The following is a 15,772-nucleotide window of genomic DNA, read 5'->3' as shown; positions in this document are numbered from 1 at the left end:
TTTTTTACATCTTAACGCCTTACTTCACCGGGCGCATCGCCGGGAACAAGATCACGTCACGGATGGTGTGGCTGTTGGTGAACAGCATCACCATACGGTCGATACCAATCCCCAGACCCGCCGTTGGTGGCAGGCCGTGCTCCAGCGCGGTCACGTAGTCTTCGTCGAAGAACATCGCTTCGTCGTCGCCTGCCGCTTTTGCATCAACCTGATCCTGGAAGCGCTGAGCCTGGTCTTCTGCATCGTTCAGCTCGCTAAAGCCGTTGCCGATTTCACGGCCGCCGATGAAGAATTCGAAGCGGTCAGTGATTTCAGGGTTCTGGTCATTACGACGCGCCAGCGGAGAGACTTCAGCCGGGTACTCGGTAATGAAGGTCGGCTGAATCAGGTGCGCTTCGGCCACTTCTTCGAAGATCTCAGTCACGATACGGCCCAGACCCCAGCTCTTCTCAACCTTGATGCCGATGCTTTCGGCGATCGCTTTCGCAGAATCGAAGTTATCCAGATCGGCCATGTTAGTTTCCGGACGGTACTTCTTGATTGCTTCGCGCATGGTCAGTTTTTCGAACGGCTTGCCGAAGTCGAAGACTTCTTCACCGTAAGGAACCTGCGTGGTGCCCAGAATATCCTGCGCCAGCGTACGGAACAGGGATTCGGTCAGCTCGATCAGATCTTTGTAATCCGCATACGCCATATAGAGTTCCATCATGGTGAACTCTGGGTTATGACGAACGGAGATCCCTTCGTTACGGAAGTTACGGTTGATTTCGAACACGCGGTCAAAACCACCAACCACCAGACGCTTCAGGTACAGTTCCGGCGCGATACGCAGGTACATGTCCAGGTCCAGGGCGTTGTGATGGGTGATGAACGGACGCGCAGACGCGCCGCCAGGGATCACCTGCATCATCGGGGTTTCCACTTCCATAAAGTCGCGGTTGACCATGAACTGGCGGATACCGGCCATGATCTGGGAGCGAATTTTGAAGGTCTTGCGGGATTCATCGTTAGAGATGAGATCCAGGTAGCGCTGACGGTAGCGCGCTTCCTGATCCTGCAGGCCGTGGAATTTGTCCGGGAGCGGGCGCAGGGCTTTGGTCAGCAGACGCAGCTCGGTGCAGTGGATAGACAGTTCACCGGTCTTGGTTTTGAACAGTTTACCTTTCGCGCCCAGGATATCGCCCAGGTCCCACTTCTTGAACTGCTCGTTGTAGATGCCTTCCGGCAGATCGTCACGGGAAACGTACAGCTGGATACGGCCGCCAACGTCCTGCAGGGTCACGAAGGAGGCTTTACCCATGATACGACGGGTCATCATGCGGCCCGCAACGGCCACTTCAACGTTCAGCGCTTCCAGCTCTTCGTTCTCTTTCGCGTCGAAGTCAGCGTGCAGTTGGTCTGAGGTGTGGTCACGACGAAAATCGTTCGGGAACGGCACGCCCTGCTCGCGCAGCGCTGCCAGCTTCTCGCGACGGGTTTTCAGTTCGTTGTTAAGATCGACTACCGCGTCAGCGCCCTGTGCTTGTTGTTCAGACATGTTGGTTCCTCATAACCCTGCTTTCAAACTTGCTTCGATAAATTGGTCCAGGCTGCCGTCCAGCACCGCCTGCGTGTTGCGGGTTTCAACCCCGGTACGCAGGTCTTTGATGCGGGAGTCATCAAGGACGTAAGAACGGATCTGGCTGCCCCAGCCGATGTCAGACTTGTTGTCTTCCATCGCCTGTTTCTCAGCATTTTTCTTCTGCATCTCCAGCTCATAAAGCTTCGCTTTCATCTGCTTCATGGCCTGGTCTTTGTTCTTATGCTGGGAACGGTCGTTCTGGCATTGCGTTACCAGCCCGGTTGGAATGTGGGTAATACGCACCGCCGATTCCGTACGGTTAACGTGCTGACCACCCGCGCCGGATGCGCGGTAAACATCAATACGCAGGTCCGCCGGGTTAATTTCGATATCGATATCTTCATCAACTTCCGGGTAAACGAACGCGGAGCTGAAGGAGGTATGACGACGGCCGCCGGAGTCGAACGGACTCTTACGCACCAGACGGTGAACGCCGGTTTCAGTGCGCAGCCAGCCGTAGGCGTAATCACCGATGATCTTGATGGTGACAGATTTAATACCGGCCACTTCACCTTCAGACTCTTCGATAATTTCAGTTTTGAAGCCGCGCGCTTCTGCCCAACGCAGGTACATGCGCATCAGCATGCTGGCCCAGTCCTGCGCTTCGGTACCGCCAGAACCTGCCTGAATATCGAGATAGCAGTCAGCGCTGTCGTATTCGCCGGAGAACATGCGACGGAATTCAAGCTGCGCCAGCTTCTCTTCCAGCACGTCGAGTTCTGCTACGGCTTCGTTAAAGGTTTCTTCGTCGTCGGCTTCGACGGCCAGCTCCAGCAAACCGGAAACATCTTCCAGCCCCTGGGCCATTTGATCCAGCGTATCTACGATAGCTTCGAGAGAGGAACGCTCTTTACCCAGCGCCTGTGCGCGTTCAGGTTCGTTCCAGACGTCCGGCTGTTCCAGCTCGGCGTTTACTTCTTCAAGACGCTCTTTCTTGGCATCGTAGTCAAAGATACCCCCTAAGAACGTCAGAGCGCTCCGTGAGGTCCTGAATACGGTTTTTTACCGGATTAATTTCAAACATGGTCTGTTTTCTTTTATGGACTTGTCAAAATGCGGTGATAAGAGCGGGATTGTACCGAATCCACGCCCTTTTTTATAGAGATTACTGCCGCTAAATTGGCCAGATATTGTCGATGATGATCTGAAGGGTGCGGTTACCGCGAAACTCGTTGATGTCCAGTTTGTACGCCAGCTCGACCTCGCGTACGCCGTTGTCCGGCCATACCGCCGTGTCAACGTTAAAGGCAATGCCGTCCAGCAGCGGGCCGCCGCCGACCGGTTCAACCATCACCTTCAGATGACGCTCGCCGACGATGCGCTGCTGCAGCAGGCGGAAACGGCCGTCGAACAGCGGCTCCGGGAACATCTGCCCCCATGGACCGGCATCGCGGAGCATTTGCGCCACGTCCATCGTCATCTCAAGCGGTGAAAGCTCGCCATCGGACACCACTTCACCCTGCAGCAGTGCCGGGTCAATCCAGTCGGTGACCAGCTCTCCGAAGAGGCGCTGGAACTCGTCGAATTTCGCCTCTTCCAGCGACAGGCCTGCCGCCATCGCATGGCCGCCGAACTTGATCATCAGGCCCGGATACAGCGTATCGAGACGTTCCAGCGCGTCGCGCATGTGCAGCCCCTGAATCGAGCGGCCAGAGCCTTTCAGCGTGCCGTCGCCCGCGGGTGCGAACGCGATCACCGGACGGTGGAAGCGCTCTTTGATGCGCGACGCCAGAATGCCGACCACGCCCTGATGCCACTCGGGATGGTACATCGCCAGGCCGCCCGGCAGCGTATCGCCGCTGCGTTCAAGCTTTTCACACAGGGTCAGCGCTTCGGCCTGCATCCCCTGCTCAATCTCTTTACGTGTCTGGTTCAGGGCGTCCAGCTCGTTGGCCAGCACGCGCGCTTCACCGATGTTGTCGCATAGCAGCAGCGCGACGCCGACGGACATATCGTCCAGTCTTCCTGCCGCGTTCAGGCGCGGCCCAAGGGCAAAGCCCAAATCGCTTGCCGCCAGCTTGAGCGGGTCGCGGTTGGCGATTTCAAGCAGCGCCTTGATCCCAGGACGGCACTTGCCCGCGCGAATGCGGCTTAGGCCCTGCCAGGTCAAAATGCGGTTATTGGTGTCGAGCGGGACCACGTCAGCGACGGTACCCAGTGCCACCAGATCGAGATATTCGGCCAGGTTTGGTACGGCAATACCGCGGGATTCGAACCAGCCCTTGTCGCGTAACAGGGTACGCAACGCCAACATCAGATAAAACGCCACGCCTACGCCCGCGAGGGATTTCGACGGAAAATCACAGTCGCGCAGGTTGGGGTTAATAATCGCCTCGGCGGCAGGCAGCGTTTCACCGGGGAGATGGTGATCGGTAACCAGCACCGGGATCCCCAGCGCGTGGGCATGATCAACCCCCGCATGGGAAGAGATCCCGTTATCGACGGTCATGATCATCTGCGCACCGCGGGCGTGGGCCTGATCGACCACTTCCGGGCTGAGTCCGTAGCCGTCTTCAAAACGGTTCGGCACCAGATACGTGACGTTATCGCAGCCCAGCGCGCGCAGGCTGAGCACGCTCAGCGCGGTGCTGGTGGCGCCGTCGGCGTCGAAATCCCCTACTACCACAATACGCGTGTTCTCACGCAGCGCGTTGCAGAGCATTTCAGTGGCTTTTTCGATGCCGTTCAGCTGCTGCCAGGGCAGCATCCCTTTCACGCTGCGTTCAAGATCTTCAGCGCGACGCACGCCGCGGCTGGCGTAGAGGCGCTTCAGCAGCGGCGGGAGATCGTCCGGTAAATCAACCGGTTCAACCGCCTCGCGGCGGCGCAATTTTATCGGGGCTTTCACGCGGATTATTTACCACTAACCTGTTTCTGGTGCGCGTCGAGGAACTCTTTCATCTCTTTTGGTCCCTGATAACCCGGAACGACATACCCGTTGCTCAGGACAATCGCTGGCGTACCGCTCACGCCAAACTGCACGCCCAGCGCGTAGTGGTTAGCAATGTCGATATCGCAGGAGGCTGGCTTAACCTCTTTTCCGCTCATCGCATCATCAAAGGCTTTGTTGCGGTCTTTCGCACACCAGATGGCCTTCATGTCCTGCTCTGGCTGGCTCTGTACGCCCGCGCGCGGGAAGGCCAGATAGCGCACGGTAATACCCAGCGCGTTGTAATCTTTCATCTCTTCATGCAGCTTGTGGCAGTAGCCGCAGGTGATGTCGGTGAAGACGGTAATGACGTGTTTTTCCTGCGCCGCCTTATAAACGATCATCTCTTTTTCGAGCGCGTTCAGGTTTTTCATCAGCAGCTGGTTGGTGACGTTCACCGGCTGCGCGCCGCTCACGTCGTACATTGGCCCCTGAATAATGTGTTTACCGTCTTCGGTGACGTACAGCACGCCGCTGTTGGTCAGTACCGTTTTCATTCCGGCGACCGGTGCTGGCTGAATATCGCTGCTGGTGACGCCAAGCTTAGCGAGCGATTGTTTGATAGCGGCGTCGTCCGCATGGGCGAAACCGGTAAAGGAGGCTGCCAGCAGGGTGAACAGCGCGAAACTCTTTTTCATAGTTGATCCTGTTACAATTCGTCGGCACTCACGCACGAGGGTGGTGCTGTTGGTGTAGCTGCCGCAGGCGTTCCGTCGCGACATGGGTGTAAATTTGCGTCGTGGAAAGATCGCTATGTCCCAGCAGCATCTGCACCACGCGTAAATCCGCGCCGTGGTTGAGCAGATGCGTCGCGAAGGCATGACGCAATACGTGCGGCGAAAGCTTTTCACTGTCGATACCGGCCAGTGTGGCGTAATGTTTAATGCGATGCCAGAACGTTTGCCGCGTCATCTGCTGTGCGCGCTGGCTCGGAAACAGAACGTCGATAGACGCGCCGTTGAGCAGCCACGGGCGACCGTGCTCCAGATACGTTTCCAGCCAGTAAACCGCCTCTTCGCCCAGCGGAACCAGCCTTTCCTTGTTTCCTTTACCGATGACGCGCACCACGCCCTGACGCAGGCTGATGTCGCTCATCGTCAGGCCAACCAGTTCCGAAACGCGCAGGCCGGTAGCATACAATAGCTCAAGCATGGCTTTATCGCGTAACTCCAGCGGCAGGTCAACTGCCGGTGACTGTAATAATCTCTCAACTTGTGCTTCGCTGAGATCTTTCGGCAGCCGCTGCGGAAGTTTTGGGGATGCCAGCAGCGCGCTGGGATCGTCTTCGCGGATCTTCTCACGGTAGAGATGCTGGAACAGCCGACGCATGGCGCTGAGCAAGCGCGCAGAACTGGTCGCTTTGTAGCCCCCTTCTACACGTTCACCGAGCAGCGCCTGCAGGTCGTCGCTTTGCGCGCTCGCCAGCGAGAGCTGCCGACGGGCCAGCCACTCCACCAGCATGGTAAGATCGCGCCGATAGGCACTGAGCGTATTCTCGGCCAGATTTTTTTCCAGCCACAGCGCGTCGAGAAACTGTTCAACGAGTGCGAGATCCTTTTCCACATCAGCCCCTTTGATTCTGCAGTCAGGTCATTATGCCTGATTGTGACCGGTTTCTGGTACACTACGCGCAAAGTCAACGCAAGAATTGAGATAGTTACGCGATGAATATTGGTCTGTTCTATGGTTCCAGCACCTGCTACACCGAAATGGCGGCAGAGAAAATTCGCGACATCATTGGCCCGGAACTGGTGACGTTGCATAACCTGAAAGATGACGCGGTCGCGCTGATGGAACAGTACGATGTGCTGATCCTGGGCATCCCAACCTGGGACTTTGGTGAGATACAGGAAGACTGGGAAGCCATCTGGGATCAACTCGATTCAGTCAATCTCGACGGCAAGATTGTTGCCATGTACGGGATGGGAGATCAGCTGGGTTACGGGGAGTGGTTCCTGGACGCGCTCGGCATGCTGCACGACAAGCTGGCGCCGAAAGGGGTGTCGTTCATCGGCTACTGGCCAACCGAAGGTTACGAGTTCACCAGTAAAAAACCGATTATTGCCGACGGCGAGCTGTTTGTTGGGCTCGCGCTGGATGAAACCAACCAGTACGATCTTAGCGATGAACGTCTGCAAACCTGGTGCGAGCAGATTCTGGGCGAAATGGCAGAAAAGTTTAGCTAACGCGCATTACCCCTGCGTCGTCTGTTGCAACAGCATCCGGCGCAGGTCTCGCCACTCGGCAGCATCCATACTGTCAGCCGCCAGCCAAAGATGCTGGCAACGCCCGCCGTCCACCTTGCGTAACCGTAACATCATGCCGCAGTTGAGCATCCAGGGCATACCGAGAATATCCCACTCTTTTCCCTGCCAGCGCAGGCGGGAATCCATCAGTAACTTGATCTCTCCCTGACGGGCATTAATGCGACGCTGGCTGCGTACGCTGTCAAAAACAACAAACGAAAGTAATAGCAGCCACAGCGGCGTATAGCTGAGCGGCCACGGCATGAGTAAAACGATGGCCGCAACCAGCCCGTGGAGCAACAAAGACATCCACTGCGAGCGCCACGAGACGCGAAGATCAGATTGCCACAGGACCACGTTCCCGATTCCGTGTTTGAATTAATTGCACCATCCGTTGCAACTCGGTGTCGGCGGGTTTGCCGTGGTTCATCAGCCAGTTGAATAAATCCGGATCGTCAGACTCAAGCAGGCGAACAAACAGACGCTTATCATCGTCGCTTAAGGTGTCATACTCATATTCGAAGAAAGGCATGATGGAAATATCAAGTTCACGCATGCCGCGACGGCACGCCCAGTGAATACGGGCCTTGTTGTTAATATCCATGTTCAGTTTCCTGCATTACGTTTGGCACAGTCGGTACCCCATTCAGTGTTCTTTATTTCTCTACGGGGACACCAGCTAGTGTAACGTGTTTTTGAGCGTTTCATTACTGGAATATTGCGATCGACGAGCAGGCTTCCAGAATAATCCCTACAAAGACAGCGGATTACATTATTTTGCGTGGTATTACGCACAACCGATTTATGGCACAAATGGCCTGTTGAAAGCGCTTGCATTGCCTGCAGGCTCTTTTACCATTAGGCATTATCAAAGCGTTAAGCAATTCAGGATATCGTTATGGCCTTTACACCATTTTCTCCTCGCCAGCCCGCCGCCTCTGCGCGTCTGCCGCTGACGCTTATTTCTCTTGATGACTGGGCGCTGGCGACGCTCACCGGTGCCGACGCCGAAAAATATCTGCAGGGCCAGGTGACCGCCGACGTCAGTCAGATGACCGAACACCAGCACCTGCTGGCCGCCCATTGCGATCCAAAAGGCAAAATGTGGAGCAACCTGCGTCTGTTCCGCCGTCAGGACGGTTTTGCCTTTATTGAGCGCCGCAGCCTGCGTGACGCCCAGCTCAAAGAGCTGAAAAAATACGCGGTCTTCTCCAAAGTCACTATCGCCCCGGACGACGAACATGTCCTGCTGGGTGTGGCTGGCTTCCAGGCGCGTGCGGCGCTGAAAAATCTGTTCAGCGAACTGCCGGATGCTGAAAAGCAGCTCGTCAGCGAAGGCGCCACCTCTATCCTGTGGTTTGAACACCCGGCAGAGCGTTTTCTGTTAGTTACGGATGCGGCAGCTGCCGAACGCGTCACCGAGGCGCTGCGCGGCGAAGCGCAGCTTAACAACAGCCAGCAGTGGCTGGCGCTGAACATCGAAGCGGGTCTGCCGATCATTGACGCCGCAAACAGCGCGCAGTTTATTCCTCAGGCCACGAACCTGCAGGCGCTGGGCGGCATCAGCTTTAAAAAAGGCTGCTACACCGGCCAGGAGATGGTCGCACGTGCGAAATTCCGCGGGGCAAACAAACGCGCGCTATGGACACTCGCGGGCCATGCCAGCCGCGTACCTGAAGCAGGGGAAGATTTAGAGCTGAAGATGGGTGAAAACTGGCGCCGTACCGGCACCGTATTAGCCGCCGTACAGCTGGATGATGGACGTCTTCTGGTGCAGGCCGTTATGAACAACGACATGGAAGCGGACAGCGTGTTCCGCGTGCGTGACGATGTGAACACGCTGAGCATCGAGCCTCTGCCGTATTCACTGGAAGAGTGATGCTGTACCGCCCGGTGGCGCTGCGCTTACCGGGCCTACAAATCCCGTAGGTCGGGTAAGGCGAATCCGCCACCCGACAAAAAACTACGCCTGCCCCACGTACAAATAAATCGCCAAAAAGTGGCACACGCTGCCGCCCAGCACAAAGCCGTGCCAGATGGCATGGTTGTATGGAATGCGCTTGCAGACGTAAAAAATGACGCCGAGCGAATACACCACGCCGCCTAAGGCCAGAAGCGTGACGCCCCCTATCGACAGTTTGATTGCCAGCTGGTACACCACGATCAGCGACAGCCAGCCCATGGTCAGATAGGTGACCAGCGACAGCACCTTAAACCGGTGCGCGATGGTCAGTTTAAACAGGATCCCGAGCAGCGCCAGGCTCCAGATAACAATCATCAGGCCGCGCGACAGCGGTGAGTTGAGCCCCACCAGCAGAAACGGCGTGTAGGTGCCTGCAATAAGAAGGTAGATAGCGCAGTGGTCAAACTTCTTGAGCCACATCTTTGCCCGCTGATGCGGGATCGCGTGATACAGCGTCGAGGCCAGAAACAGCAGGATCATGCTCCCGCCATACAGGCTGTAGCTGGTAATAGCCATTGCGCTGGCATTGGCATCGACCGCCTGCACCAGCAATAACACTAAACCGACAATCCCAAACACCAGGCCAATGCCGTGGCTGATGCTGTTGGCTATTTCCTCAGCCAGCGAATATCCCTGTGCGATTAATGGTCTACTCACCATACAAAACTCCGGGAAAACAAAAGATGATTATTCATCGCATCACTATGCTAACTGAGAATGATTCCAGTGAACACCTGTTAGCTAAAATAATTTCACTTCAGGATTTATACCTAAAAATCATAGGCATAAATGAATTTTTCACCTAACATTTGTTCACATTAAAATTTAACCATTAAGAATCAAGAGCATAAAAATGGATCCTGCCGTCTGGCCGCATGTTATGATGGATAGATGAGGTCTGAATAAGAGTTATACCATTGTGAGTATGTTTACCCACTCCGCCATTGCCAGTCTCAATAACCTGGAGATGATGGTCTACAACTATGTCATTAAAAACCGTGACAAAGTCATGTACATGACCATCCGCGAGCTGGCGGATGCGGCGGATGTCTCGACGACCACTATCCTGCGCTTTTGCCGCAAGCTTAACTGCGAAGGCTACTCGGAGTTTCGCGTACGCTTTAAGCTTTATCTTGAACAGAACGAGCCCCAGCAGGCGAATTTCGGCGCCAGCGAAATAATCAGCTTCTTTAAAAGCGTAAATAATGAAGAGTTCGATGCGTTACTAGATGATGCGGTCGATATTATTTTATCGTCGGAACGCATTATATTTGTCGGCGCAGGAACGTCAGGCTCGCTGGCAAAATATGGCGCACGTTTCTTTTCTAATATCGGAAAATTCAGTAACCATATTGATGACCCTTATTTCCCGGTCACCAATGACATGGCGAAAAATGCGCTGGCGATTGTGCTCTCCGTCTCGGGTGAGACCGAGGAGATCCTGCGCTTCGCCAGCCAGTTTAGCCTGCATCACTGCAAGGTGCTCTCCATTACCAGCCACGAGCACTCGCGTCTCGCAAAACTGGCGGACTTTAATCTCTCCTGGCACGTTCCCCAGACGCGTATTGCGGGCGTCTACGATATCACCACGCAAATTCCCGTCATCTATATTCTGGAATCTCTCGGCCGTAAGCTGGCGAAGAAACTTGCAGAATAAAACACCCTGTTTTTTTGATGTGACAAATCACATTATGCACACCTTGTTATATCGTGACATTTAATTTCGCTTTGCTAGACTCGATGCCAATAAGCCATTTATTGAGAATAGCAGCGATGAAAAAACTGACCTTACCAAAAGATTTTTTATGGGGTGGCGCGGTTGCCGCTCACCAGGTTGAAGGCGGCTGGAACAAAGGCGGCAAAGGGCCAAGCATTTGCGACGTATTAACCGGCGGCGCACACGGCGTGCCGCGCGAAATCACGCAGGACGTGGTGCCGGGGAAATATTATCCCAATCATGAGGCGATTGATTTCCACGGCCATTACAAAGAAGACATCAAGCTGTTTGCCGAGATGGGCTTCAAGTGTTTCCGCACCTCTATTGCCTGGACGCGTATCTTCCCGAACGGTGATGAAACGCAGCCAAACGAAGAAGGGCTGAAGTTTTACGACGACATGTTCGATGAGCTGCTGAAATACAACATCGAACCGGTAATCACCCTCTCCCACTTCGAAATGCCGCTGCACCTGGTGAAGGAGTACGGTAGCTGGACCAACCGTAAAGTGGTCGATTTCTTTGTGCGCTTCGCGGAAGTGGTCTTTGAGCGCTACAAAAACAAGGTCAAATACTGGATGACCTTCAACGAAATCAACAACCAGCGTAACTGGCGCGCGCCGCTGTTCGGCTACTGCTGCTCGGGCGTGGTCTACACCGAACATGAAAATCCGGAAGAGACCATGTATCAGGTCCTGCACCACCAGTTTGTGGCCAGTGCCCTGGCGGTGAAAGCCGCGCGCCGCATCAACCCGGAGATGAAAGTCGGCTGCATGCTGGCGATGGTGGCGCTCTATCCGTTCTCCTGCAAACCGGAAGACGTGATGTTCGCCCAGGAATCCATGCGCGAGCGCTATGTCTTTACCGACGTACAACTGCGGGGTTACTACCCGTCCTACGTGCTGAACGAATGGGAGCGTCGTGGCTTCTCCATTAAAATGGAAGCGGATGACGAGCAGATCCTGCGTGAAGGCACCTGCGACTACCTGGGCTTCAGCTATTACATGACCAACGCGGTGAAAGCGGAAGGCGGTACCGGCGATGCCATTTCCGGTTTCGAAGGCAGCGTGCCAAACCCGCACGTGAAGGCCTCCGACTGGGGCTGGCAGATTGACCCGGTAGGCCTGCGCTATTCCCTGTGCGAACTGTACGAGCGTTACCAGAAACCGCTGTTTATCGTGGAAAACGGCTTCGGCGCCTACGACAAGGTGGAAGAAGACGGCAGCATTAACGATGACTATCGCATCGACTACCTGCGTGCCCACGTGGAAGAGATGATCAAGGCCGTCACCCACGATGGCGTGGATCTGATGGGCTATACGCCATGGGGCTGTATCGACTGCGTGTCGTTCACCACCGGCCAGTACAGCAAACGCTACGGCTTTATCTACGTGAACAAGCACGACGACGGTACGGGCGACATGTCGCGTTCCCGTAAGAAGAGCTTCGAGTGGTATAAAGGCGTGATTGCCAGCAACGGCGAGAAACTTTAACGCCGTAACGCCGGGCGGCGCTACGCTTGCACCGGCCTACGATTGATCCCCTCTCCCCTTTGGGGAGAGGGTTAGGGTGAGGGGTTTACTTCCCGCCCGCCAGCTCTATAAAACTCCCCGTCACGTACGACGCCTTTTCGCTCAGCAGCCAGACAATCGCCTGGGCGACCTCTTCCGGCTGGCCGCCGCGCTGCATCGGCAGTAACGATTTTACGCGATCCACTCGCCCCGGCTCTCCGCCGGAAGCATGGATATCGGTATAGATCAGACCCGGCCGGACGCAGTTAACGCGAATGCCCTGCGCTGCGACCTCCAGCGATAAACCCGTTGTCAGCGAATCCACCGCCCCCTTGGACGCGGCGTAATCCACATATTCACCCGGCGCGCCCAGACGGGACGCCGCGGAAGAGACATTTACTATCGCCCCGCCCTTGCCGCCATGTTTGAAGGACATGCGTTTTACCGCTTCCCGACAGCAGAGGAAGTAGCCCGTGACGTTGGTCGCCAGGACACGGTTAATGCGCTCGGCGGAGAGATTCTCGATGGTGGATTGCTCAAACAGGATCCCCGCATTATTGACCAGCGCGGTCAGCGGCTCGCCTTCGCGATCGAGACTGTTAAACATCGCCAGCACCTGAGCTTCATCGCTGATGTCTGCACGTACAGCAAAGGCTTGCCCCCCCGCATCCACAATCTGCCTGATGACGTCCTGCGCGGCGTTAATGTTGTGATGATAGTTCACCGCCACGGTGTAGCCTTCGCGAGCCAGCTGCAGCGCGGTGGCTTTCCCGATGCCGCGGCTGGCGCCGGTGACCAGTGCAATGCCCATTTTCTTCTCCCAATAAAAAAGCCGGGTGGCGGCTTCGCCTTACCCGGCCTACGTTACTACATCAGCACTATTACTGGTATTCGCTCATCGGTACGCAGGAGCAGAACAGGTTACGGTCGCCGTAGACGTCATCGAGACGCTTCACGGTCGGCCAGTACTTGTTCGTCACACCTGCCGGGAAGACCGCCAGCTCGCGGGAATAACCGTGGTTCCACTCTGCCACAATCTCGTGCTGGGTGTGCGGGGCGTTAACCAGCGGGTTATCTTCCAGCGTCCACTCACCGTCCTGCACGCGGTCGATCTCCATGCGGATGGCCAGCATCGCGTCAATAAAGCGGTCCAGCTCGGCTTTGCTTTCGGACTCCGTTGGCTCCACCATCAGCGTACCCGCTACCGGGAACGACATGGTAGGCGCGTGGAAGCCGTAGTCGATCAGACGCTTGGCGATGTCCAGCTCGCTAATGCCAGTCTGCTCTTTCAGCGGACGAATATCGAGGATGCACTCATGCGCCACGCGACCGTCGCGGCCGGTATAGAGCACCGGGAAGGCAGACTTCAGGCGCGTCGCAATATAGTTGGCGTTCAGAATGGCCACCTGGCTCGCCTGCTTCAGCCCTTCCGCGCCCATCATGCGGATATACATCCAGCTGATTGGCAGGATAGAGGCGCTACCGAACGGTGCCGCAGAGACCGCGCCCTGACGGGTCAGCATGCCTTCAATCTGAACCACGCTGTGGCCTGGCACAAACGGCGCCAGGTGCGCTTTCACGCCGATAGGCCCCATGCCCGGGCCGCCACCGCCGTGCGGAATACAGAAGGTTTTGTGCAGGTTGAGGTGCGATACGTCCGCGCCGATAAAGCCCGGCGAGGTAATGCCCACCTGCGCGTTCATGTTTGCGCCGTCGAGGTAAACCTGACCGCCAAACTGGTGCACCACGTCGCACACTTCACGGATGGTCTCTTCGTACACGCCGTGGGTGGACGGATAGGTCACCATGATGCAGGAGAGTCTGTCACCCGCCTGCTCGGCTTTCGCGCGCAGGTCAGCCAGGTCGATGTTGCCGTTCTTATCGCACGCCACCACCACCACTTCCATGCCCGCCATCTGGGCAGAGGCCGGGTTGGTGCCGTGGGCGGAGCTTGGGATAAGGCAGATATCGCGATGGCCTTCGTTGCGGCTTTCGTGATAGTGACGGATTGCCAGCAGGCCCGCATATTCGCCCTGCGCGCCGGAGTTCGGCTGCATGCAGAGCGCGTCGTAACCGGTCAGCTTCACCAGCCAGTCGGAAAGCTGGTTGATCATCACGTGATAACCTTCCGCCTGCTCCGGCGGGCAGAAGGGGTGCAGCTCGGAGAATTCAGGCCAGGTGATCGGGATCATCTCTGCCGCGGCGTTCAGCTTCATGGTGCAGGATCCCAGCGGGATCATCGCCTGGTTCAGCGCCAGATCCTTGCGCTCCAGAGAGTGCATGTAACGCATCATCTCGGTTTCGCTGTGGTAGCGATTAAAGACCGGGTGCGTCAGGATGGCGTCGTTACGCAGCATGCTGTCCTGAATGGAGCGGCTGTCGAGCGCAACTTCTTTGTCGAGCGCATCAATGTCCAGACCGTGCGCGTCACCCAGCAGCACGCTGAACAGGTTCAGGATATCATCGCGGGTGGTGCTTTCATCCAGCGTAATGCCGACGGCGTTGTGGATGTCGCTGCGCAGGTTGATTTCTGCTGCATTCGCGCGCGCCAGCACGGCGGCTTTGTCCGCCACGTCCACGCACAGGGTGTCGAAGTAGTGCGCGTGGCGCAGCTTGAGGCCCTTCTGCTGCAGGCCGCAGGCCAGAATATCGGCCAGGCGGTGAATGCGGCTGGCAATGCGCTTCAGGCCAGCCGGACCGTGGAATACCGCATACAGGCTGGCGATGTTTGCCAGCAGTACCTGGGAAGTACAGATGTTGGAGTTCGCTTTCTCGCGGCGGATATGCTGCTCGCGGGTCTGCATCGCCATGCGCAGCGCGGTATTACCGGCAGCATCTTTTGACACGCCAATGATACGGCCTGGCATGGAGCGTTTGAATTCATCTTTCGCGCCGAAGAACGCCGCGTGCGGGCCGCCGTAGCCCATCGGCACGCCAAAGCGCTGCGCAGAGCCGAAGACAATATCCGCGCCCTGTTTGCCCGGTGCCGTCAGCAGCACCAGCGCCATAAAATCAGCGGCAACGCTAACGATGACCTTGCGGGACTTCAGCTCGCCAATCAGCGCGCCGTAGTCGTGCACTTCACCGGTGGTACCGACCTGCTGCAGCAGCACGCCGAAGACGTCCTGGTGATCCAGCACTTTGTCTGCGTCATCGACAATCACGTCGAAGCCGAAGGTTTCAGCGCGGGTGCGCACCACGTCCAGCGTCTGGGGATGCACGTCCGCCGCGACGAAGAAGCGGTTGGCATTTTTCAGCTTGCTCACGCGCTTCGCCATCGCCATCGCTTCGGCGGCGGCGGTCGCTTCATCCAGCAGCGAAGCGGAGGCGATGTCCATCCCGGTCAGATCCAGCGTCACCTGCTGGAAATTCAGCAGCGCTTCCAGACGGCCCTGAGACACTTCTGGCTGATACGGAGTGTAAGCGGTGTACCAGCCCGGGTTTTCCAGCATGTTGCGCAGGATAACCGGCGGCAACTGCACGTTGGTGTAGCCCATGCCAATGTAAGACTTATAGCGCTTGTTGAGGCCTGCGATAGCCTTCAGCTCCGCCAGCGCGGCGAATTCCGTGGTGGCTTCCCCCACCTGAGGCGGCGTGGCAAGCTGGATGTCTTTTGGCACAATCTGGCCGATCAGTGCGTTTAATGAATCCGCGCCAACTGTCTTCAGCATCTCCTGCTGTTGCTGAGCATCCGGCCCAATGTGACGTTCAATGAAGGCGCCACGGTTTTCAAGCTGGCTTAAAGTCTGTGTCATGAGCGATGGTTCCTGAAACGTGCAGTGAATCGT

At 56.5% G+C, this 15,772-nt stretch carries 14 protein-coding genes; 4 read left to right on the top strand and 10 right to left on the bottom strand.

The features are described 5' to 3' along the window. Positions 1–19 precede the first annotated feature (19 nt). From lysS to xerD, 5 genes are all read right to left on the bottom strand, one after another. Positions 20–1,537 (bottom strand): lysine--tRNA ligase, encoded by a 1,518-nt coding sequence (gene lysS / locus CWR52_RS16600; protein ID WP_021242046.1) that lies wholly within the window; start codon positions 1,535–1,537, stop codon positions 20–22. Positions 1,538–1,546: 9 nt separating this feature from the next. Further along, positions 1,547–2,645, bottom strand: a protein-coding gene (gene prfB / locus CWR52_RS16595) for a peptide chain release factor 2 (protein ID WP_095908218.1) whose coding sequence is annotated in 2 segments (ribosomal slippage) — positions 1,547–2,569 and positions 2,571–2,645 — 1,098 coding nt in all. Because the reading frame shifts where the segments join, the coding sequence is not laid out codon by codon here. Positions 2,646–2,735: 90 nt separating this feature from the next. Further along, on the bottom strand, positions 2,736–4,469 hold the full coding sequence (recJ, locus tag CWR52_RS16590) for a single-stranded-DNA-specific exonuclease RecJ (RefSeq protein ID WP_104950166.1): 1,734 nt from the start codon (positions 4,467–4,469) through the stop codon (positions 2,736–2,738). Positions 4,470–4,474: 5 nt separating this feature from the next. Further along, complete coding sequence (gene dsbC / locus CWR52_RS16585) at positions 4,475–5,188, bottom strand: bifunctional protein-disulfide isomerase/oxidoreductase DsbC (RefSeq protein WP_104950165.1); 714 nt, start codon at positions 5,186–5,188, stop codon at positions 4,475–4,477. 28 nt (positions 5,189–5,216) lie between these two features. Then, the gene (xerD, locus tag CWR52_RS16580; RefSeq protein ID WP_008499709.1) at positions 5,217–6,113 is read right to left on the bottom strand and encodes a site-specific tyrosine recombinase XerD; all 897 of its coding nucleotides are present in this window, start codon (positions 6,111–6,113) and stop codon (positions 5,217–5,219) included. Positions 6,114–6,214: 101 nt separating this feature from the next. Between xerD and fldB the strand changes: the two genes are divergently transcribed. Next, positions 6,215–6,736, top strand: coding sequence for a flavodoxin FldB (gene fldB / locus CWR52_RS16575; RefSeq protein WP_025757760.1), 522 nt, complete (start codon positions 6,215–6,217; stop codon positions 6,734–6,736). Positions 6,737–6,742: 6 nt separating this feature from the next. On the opposite strand, the gene CWR52_RS16570 is transcribed toward fldB, so the two are convergent. Both CWR52_RS16570 and sdhE read right to left on the bottom strand, forming a co-directional pair. Next, a complete protein-coding gene (locus CWR52_RS16570) occupies positions 6,743–7,153 on the bottom strand; it encodes a protein YgfX (protein WP_023326024.1) in 411 nt (136 codons plus the stop codon). After that, the gene (gene sdhE, locus CWR52_RS16565) at positions 7,134–7,400 is read right to left on the bottom strand and encodes an FAD assembly factor SdhE (protein ID WP_006178375.1); all 267 of its coding nucleotides are present in this window, start codon (positions 7,398–7,400) and stop codon (positions 7,134–7,136) included. Before sdhE ends, CWR52_RS16570 begins: the two co-directional genes overlap by 20 nt. A 294-nt stretch (positions 7,401–7,694) precedes the next feature. On the opposite strand from sdhE, the gene ygfZ reads away from it, so the two are divergent. Continuing rightward, on the top strand, positions 7,695–8,675 hold the full coding sequence (gene ygfZ, locus CWR52_RS16560; RefSeq protein WP_104950164.1) for a tRNA-modifying protein YgfZ: 981 nt from the start codon (positions 7,695–7,697) through the stop codon (positions 8,673–8,675). An 84-nt stretch (positions 8,676–8,759) separates the two neighbouring features. On the opposite strand, the gene trhA is transcribed toward ygfZ, so the two are convergent. Beyond that, positions 8,760–9,419: a PAQR family membrane homeostasis protein TrhA gene (trhA, locus tag CWR52_RS16555; protein WP_045335239.1), complete on the bottom strand. Its 660-nt coding sequence runs from the start codon at positions 9,417–9,419 to the stop codon at positions 8,760–8,762. Positions 9,420–9,684: 265 nt separating this feature from the next. Here trhA and CWR52_RS16550 point away from each other — a divergent pair, with 265 nt between their 5' ends. Both CWR52_RS16550 and bglA read left to right on the top strand, forming a co-directional pair. After that, positions 9,685–10,416 (top strand): MurR/RpiR family transcriptional regulator, encoded by a 732-nt coding sequence (locus tag CWR52_RS16550; protein ID WP_104950163.1) that lies wholly within the window; start codon positions 9,685–9,687, stop codon positions 10,414–10,416. Between the two features lie 116 nt (positions 10,417–10,532). Beyond that, complete coding sequence (gene bglA / locus CWR52_RS16545) at positions 10,533–11,966, top strand: 6-phospho-beta-glucosidase BglA (RefSeq protein ID WP_048029113.1); 1,434 nt, start codon at positions 10,533–10,535, stop codon at positions 11,964–11,966. 85 nt (positions 11,967–12,051) lie between these two features. Here bglA and CWR52_RS16540 read toward each other — a convergent pair whose 3' ends face one another. Together CWR52_RS16540 and gcvP are read right to left on the bottom strand one after the other, a co-directional pair. After that, the gene (locus tag CWR52_RS16540; protein ID WP_104950162.1) at positions 12,052–12,795 is read right to left on the bottom strand and encodes an SDR family oxidoreductase; all 744 of its coding nucleotides are present in this window, start codon (positions 12,793–12,795) and stop codon (positions 12,052–12,054) included. Positions 12,796–12,865: 70 nt separating this feature from the next. Further along, positions 12,866–15,739 (bottom strand): aminomethyl-transferring glycine dehydrogenase, encoded by a 2,874-nt coding sequence (gcvP, locus tag CWR52_RS16535; protein WP_104950161.1) that lies wholly within the window; start codon positions 15,737–15,739, stop codon positions 12,866–12,868. Positions 15,740–15,772: the final 33 nt, after the last annotated feature.

The sequence above is a fragment of the Enterobacter sp. SGAir0187 genome, from assembly GCF_002952735.2.
Lineage (GTDB): Bacteria > Pseudomonadota > Gammaproteobacteria > Enterobacterales > Enterobacteriaceae > Enterobacter > Enterobacter quasiroggenkampii.
Note: the sequence above shows the minus strand (reverse complement) of the source record. Positions and strands in the feature narration are given on the sequence as shown.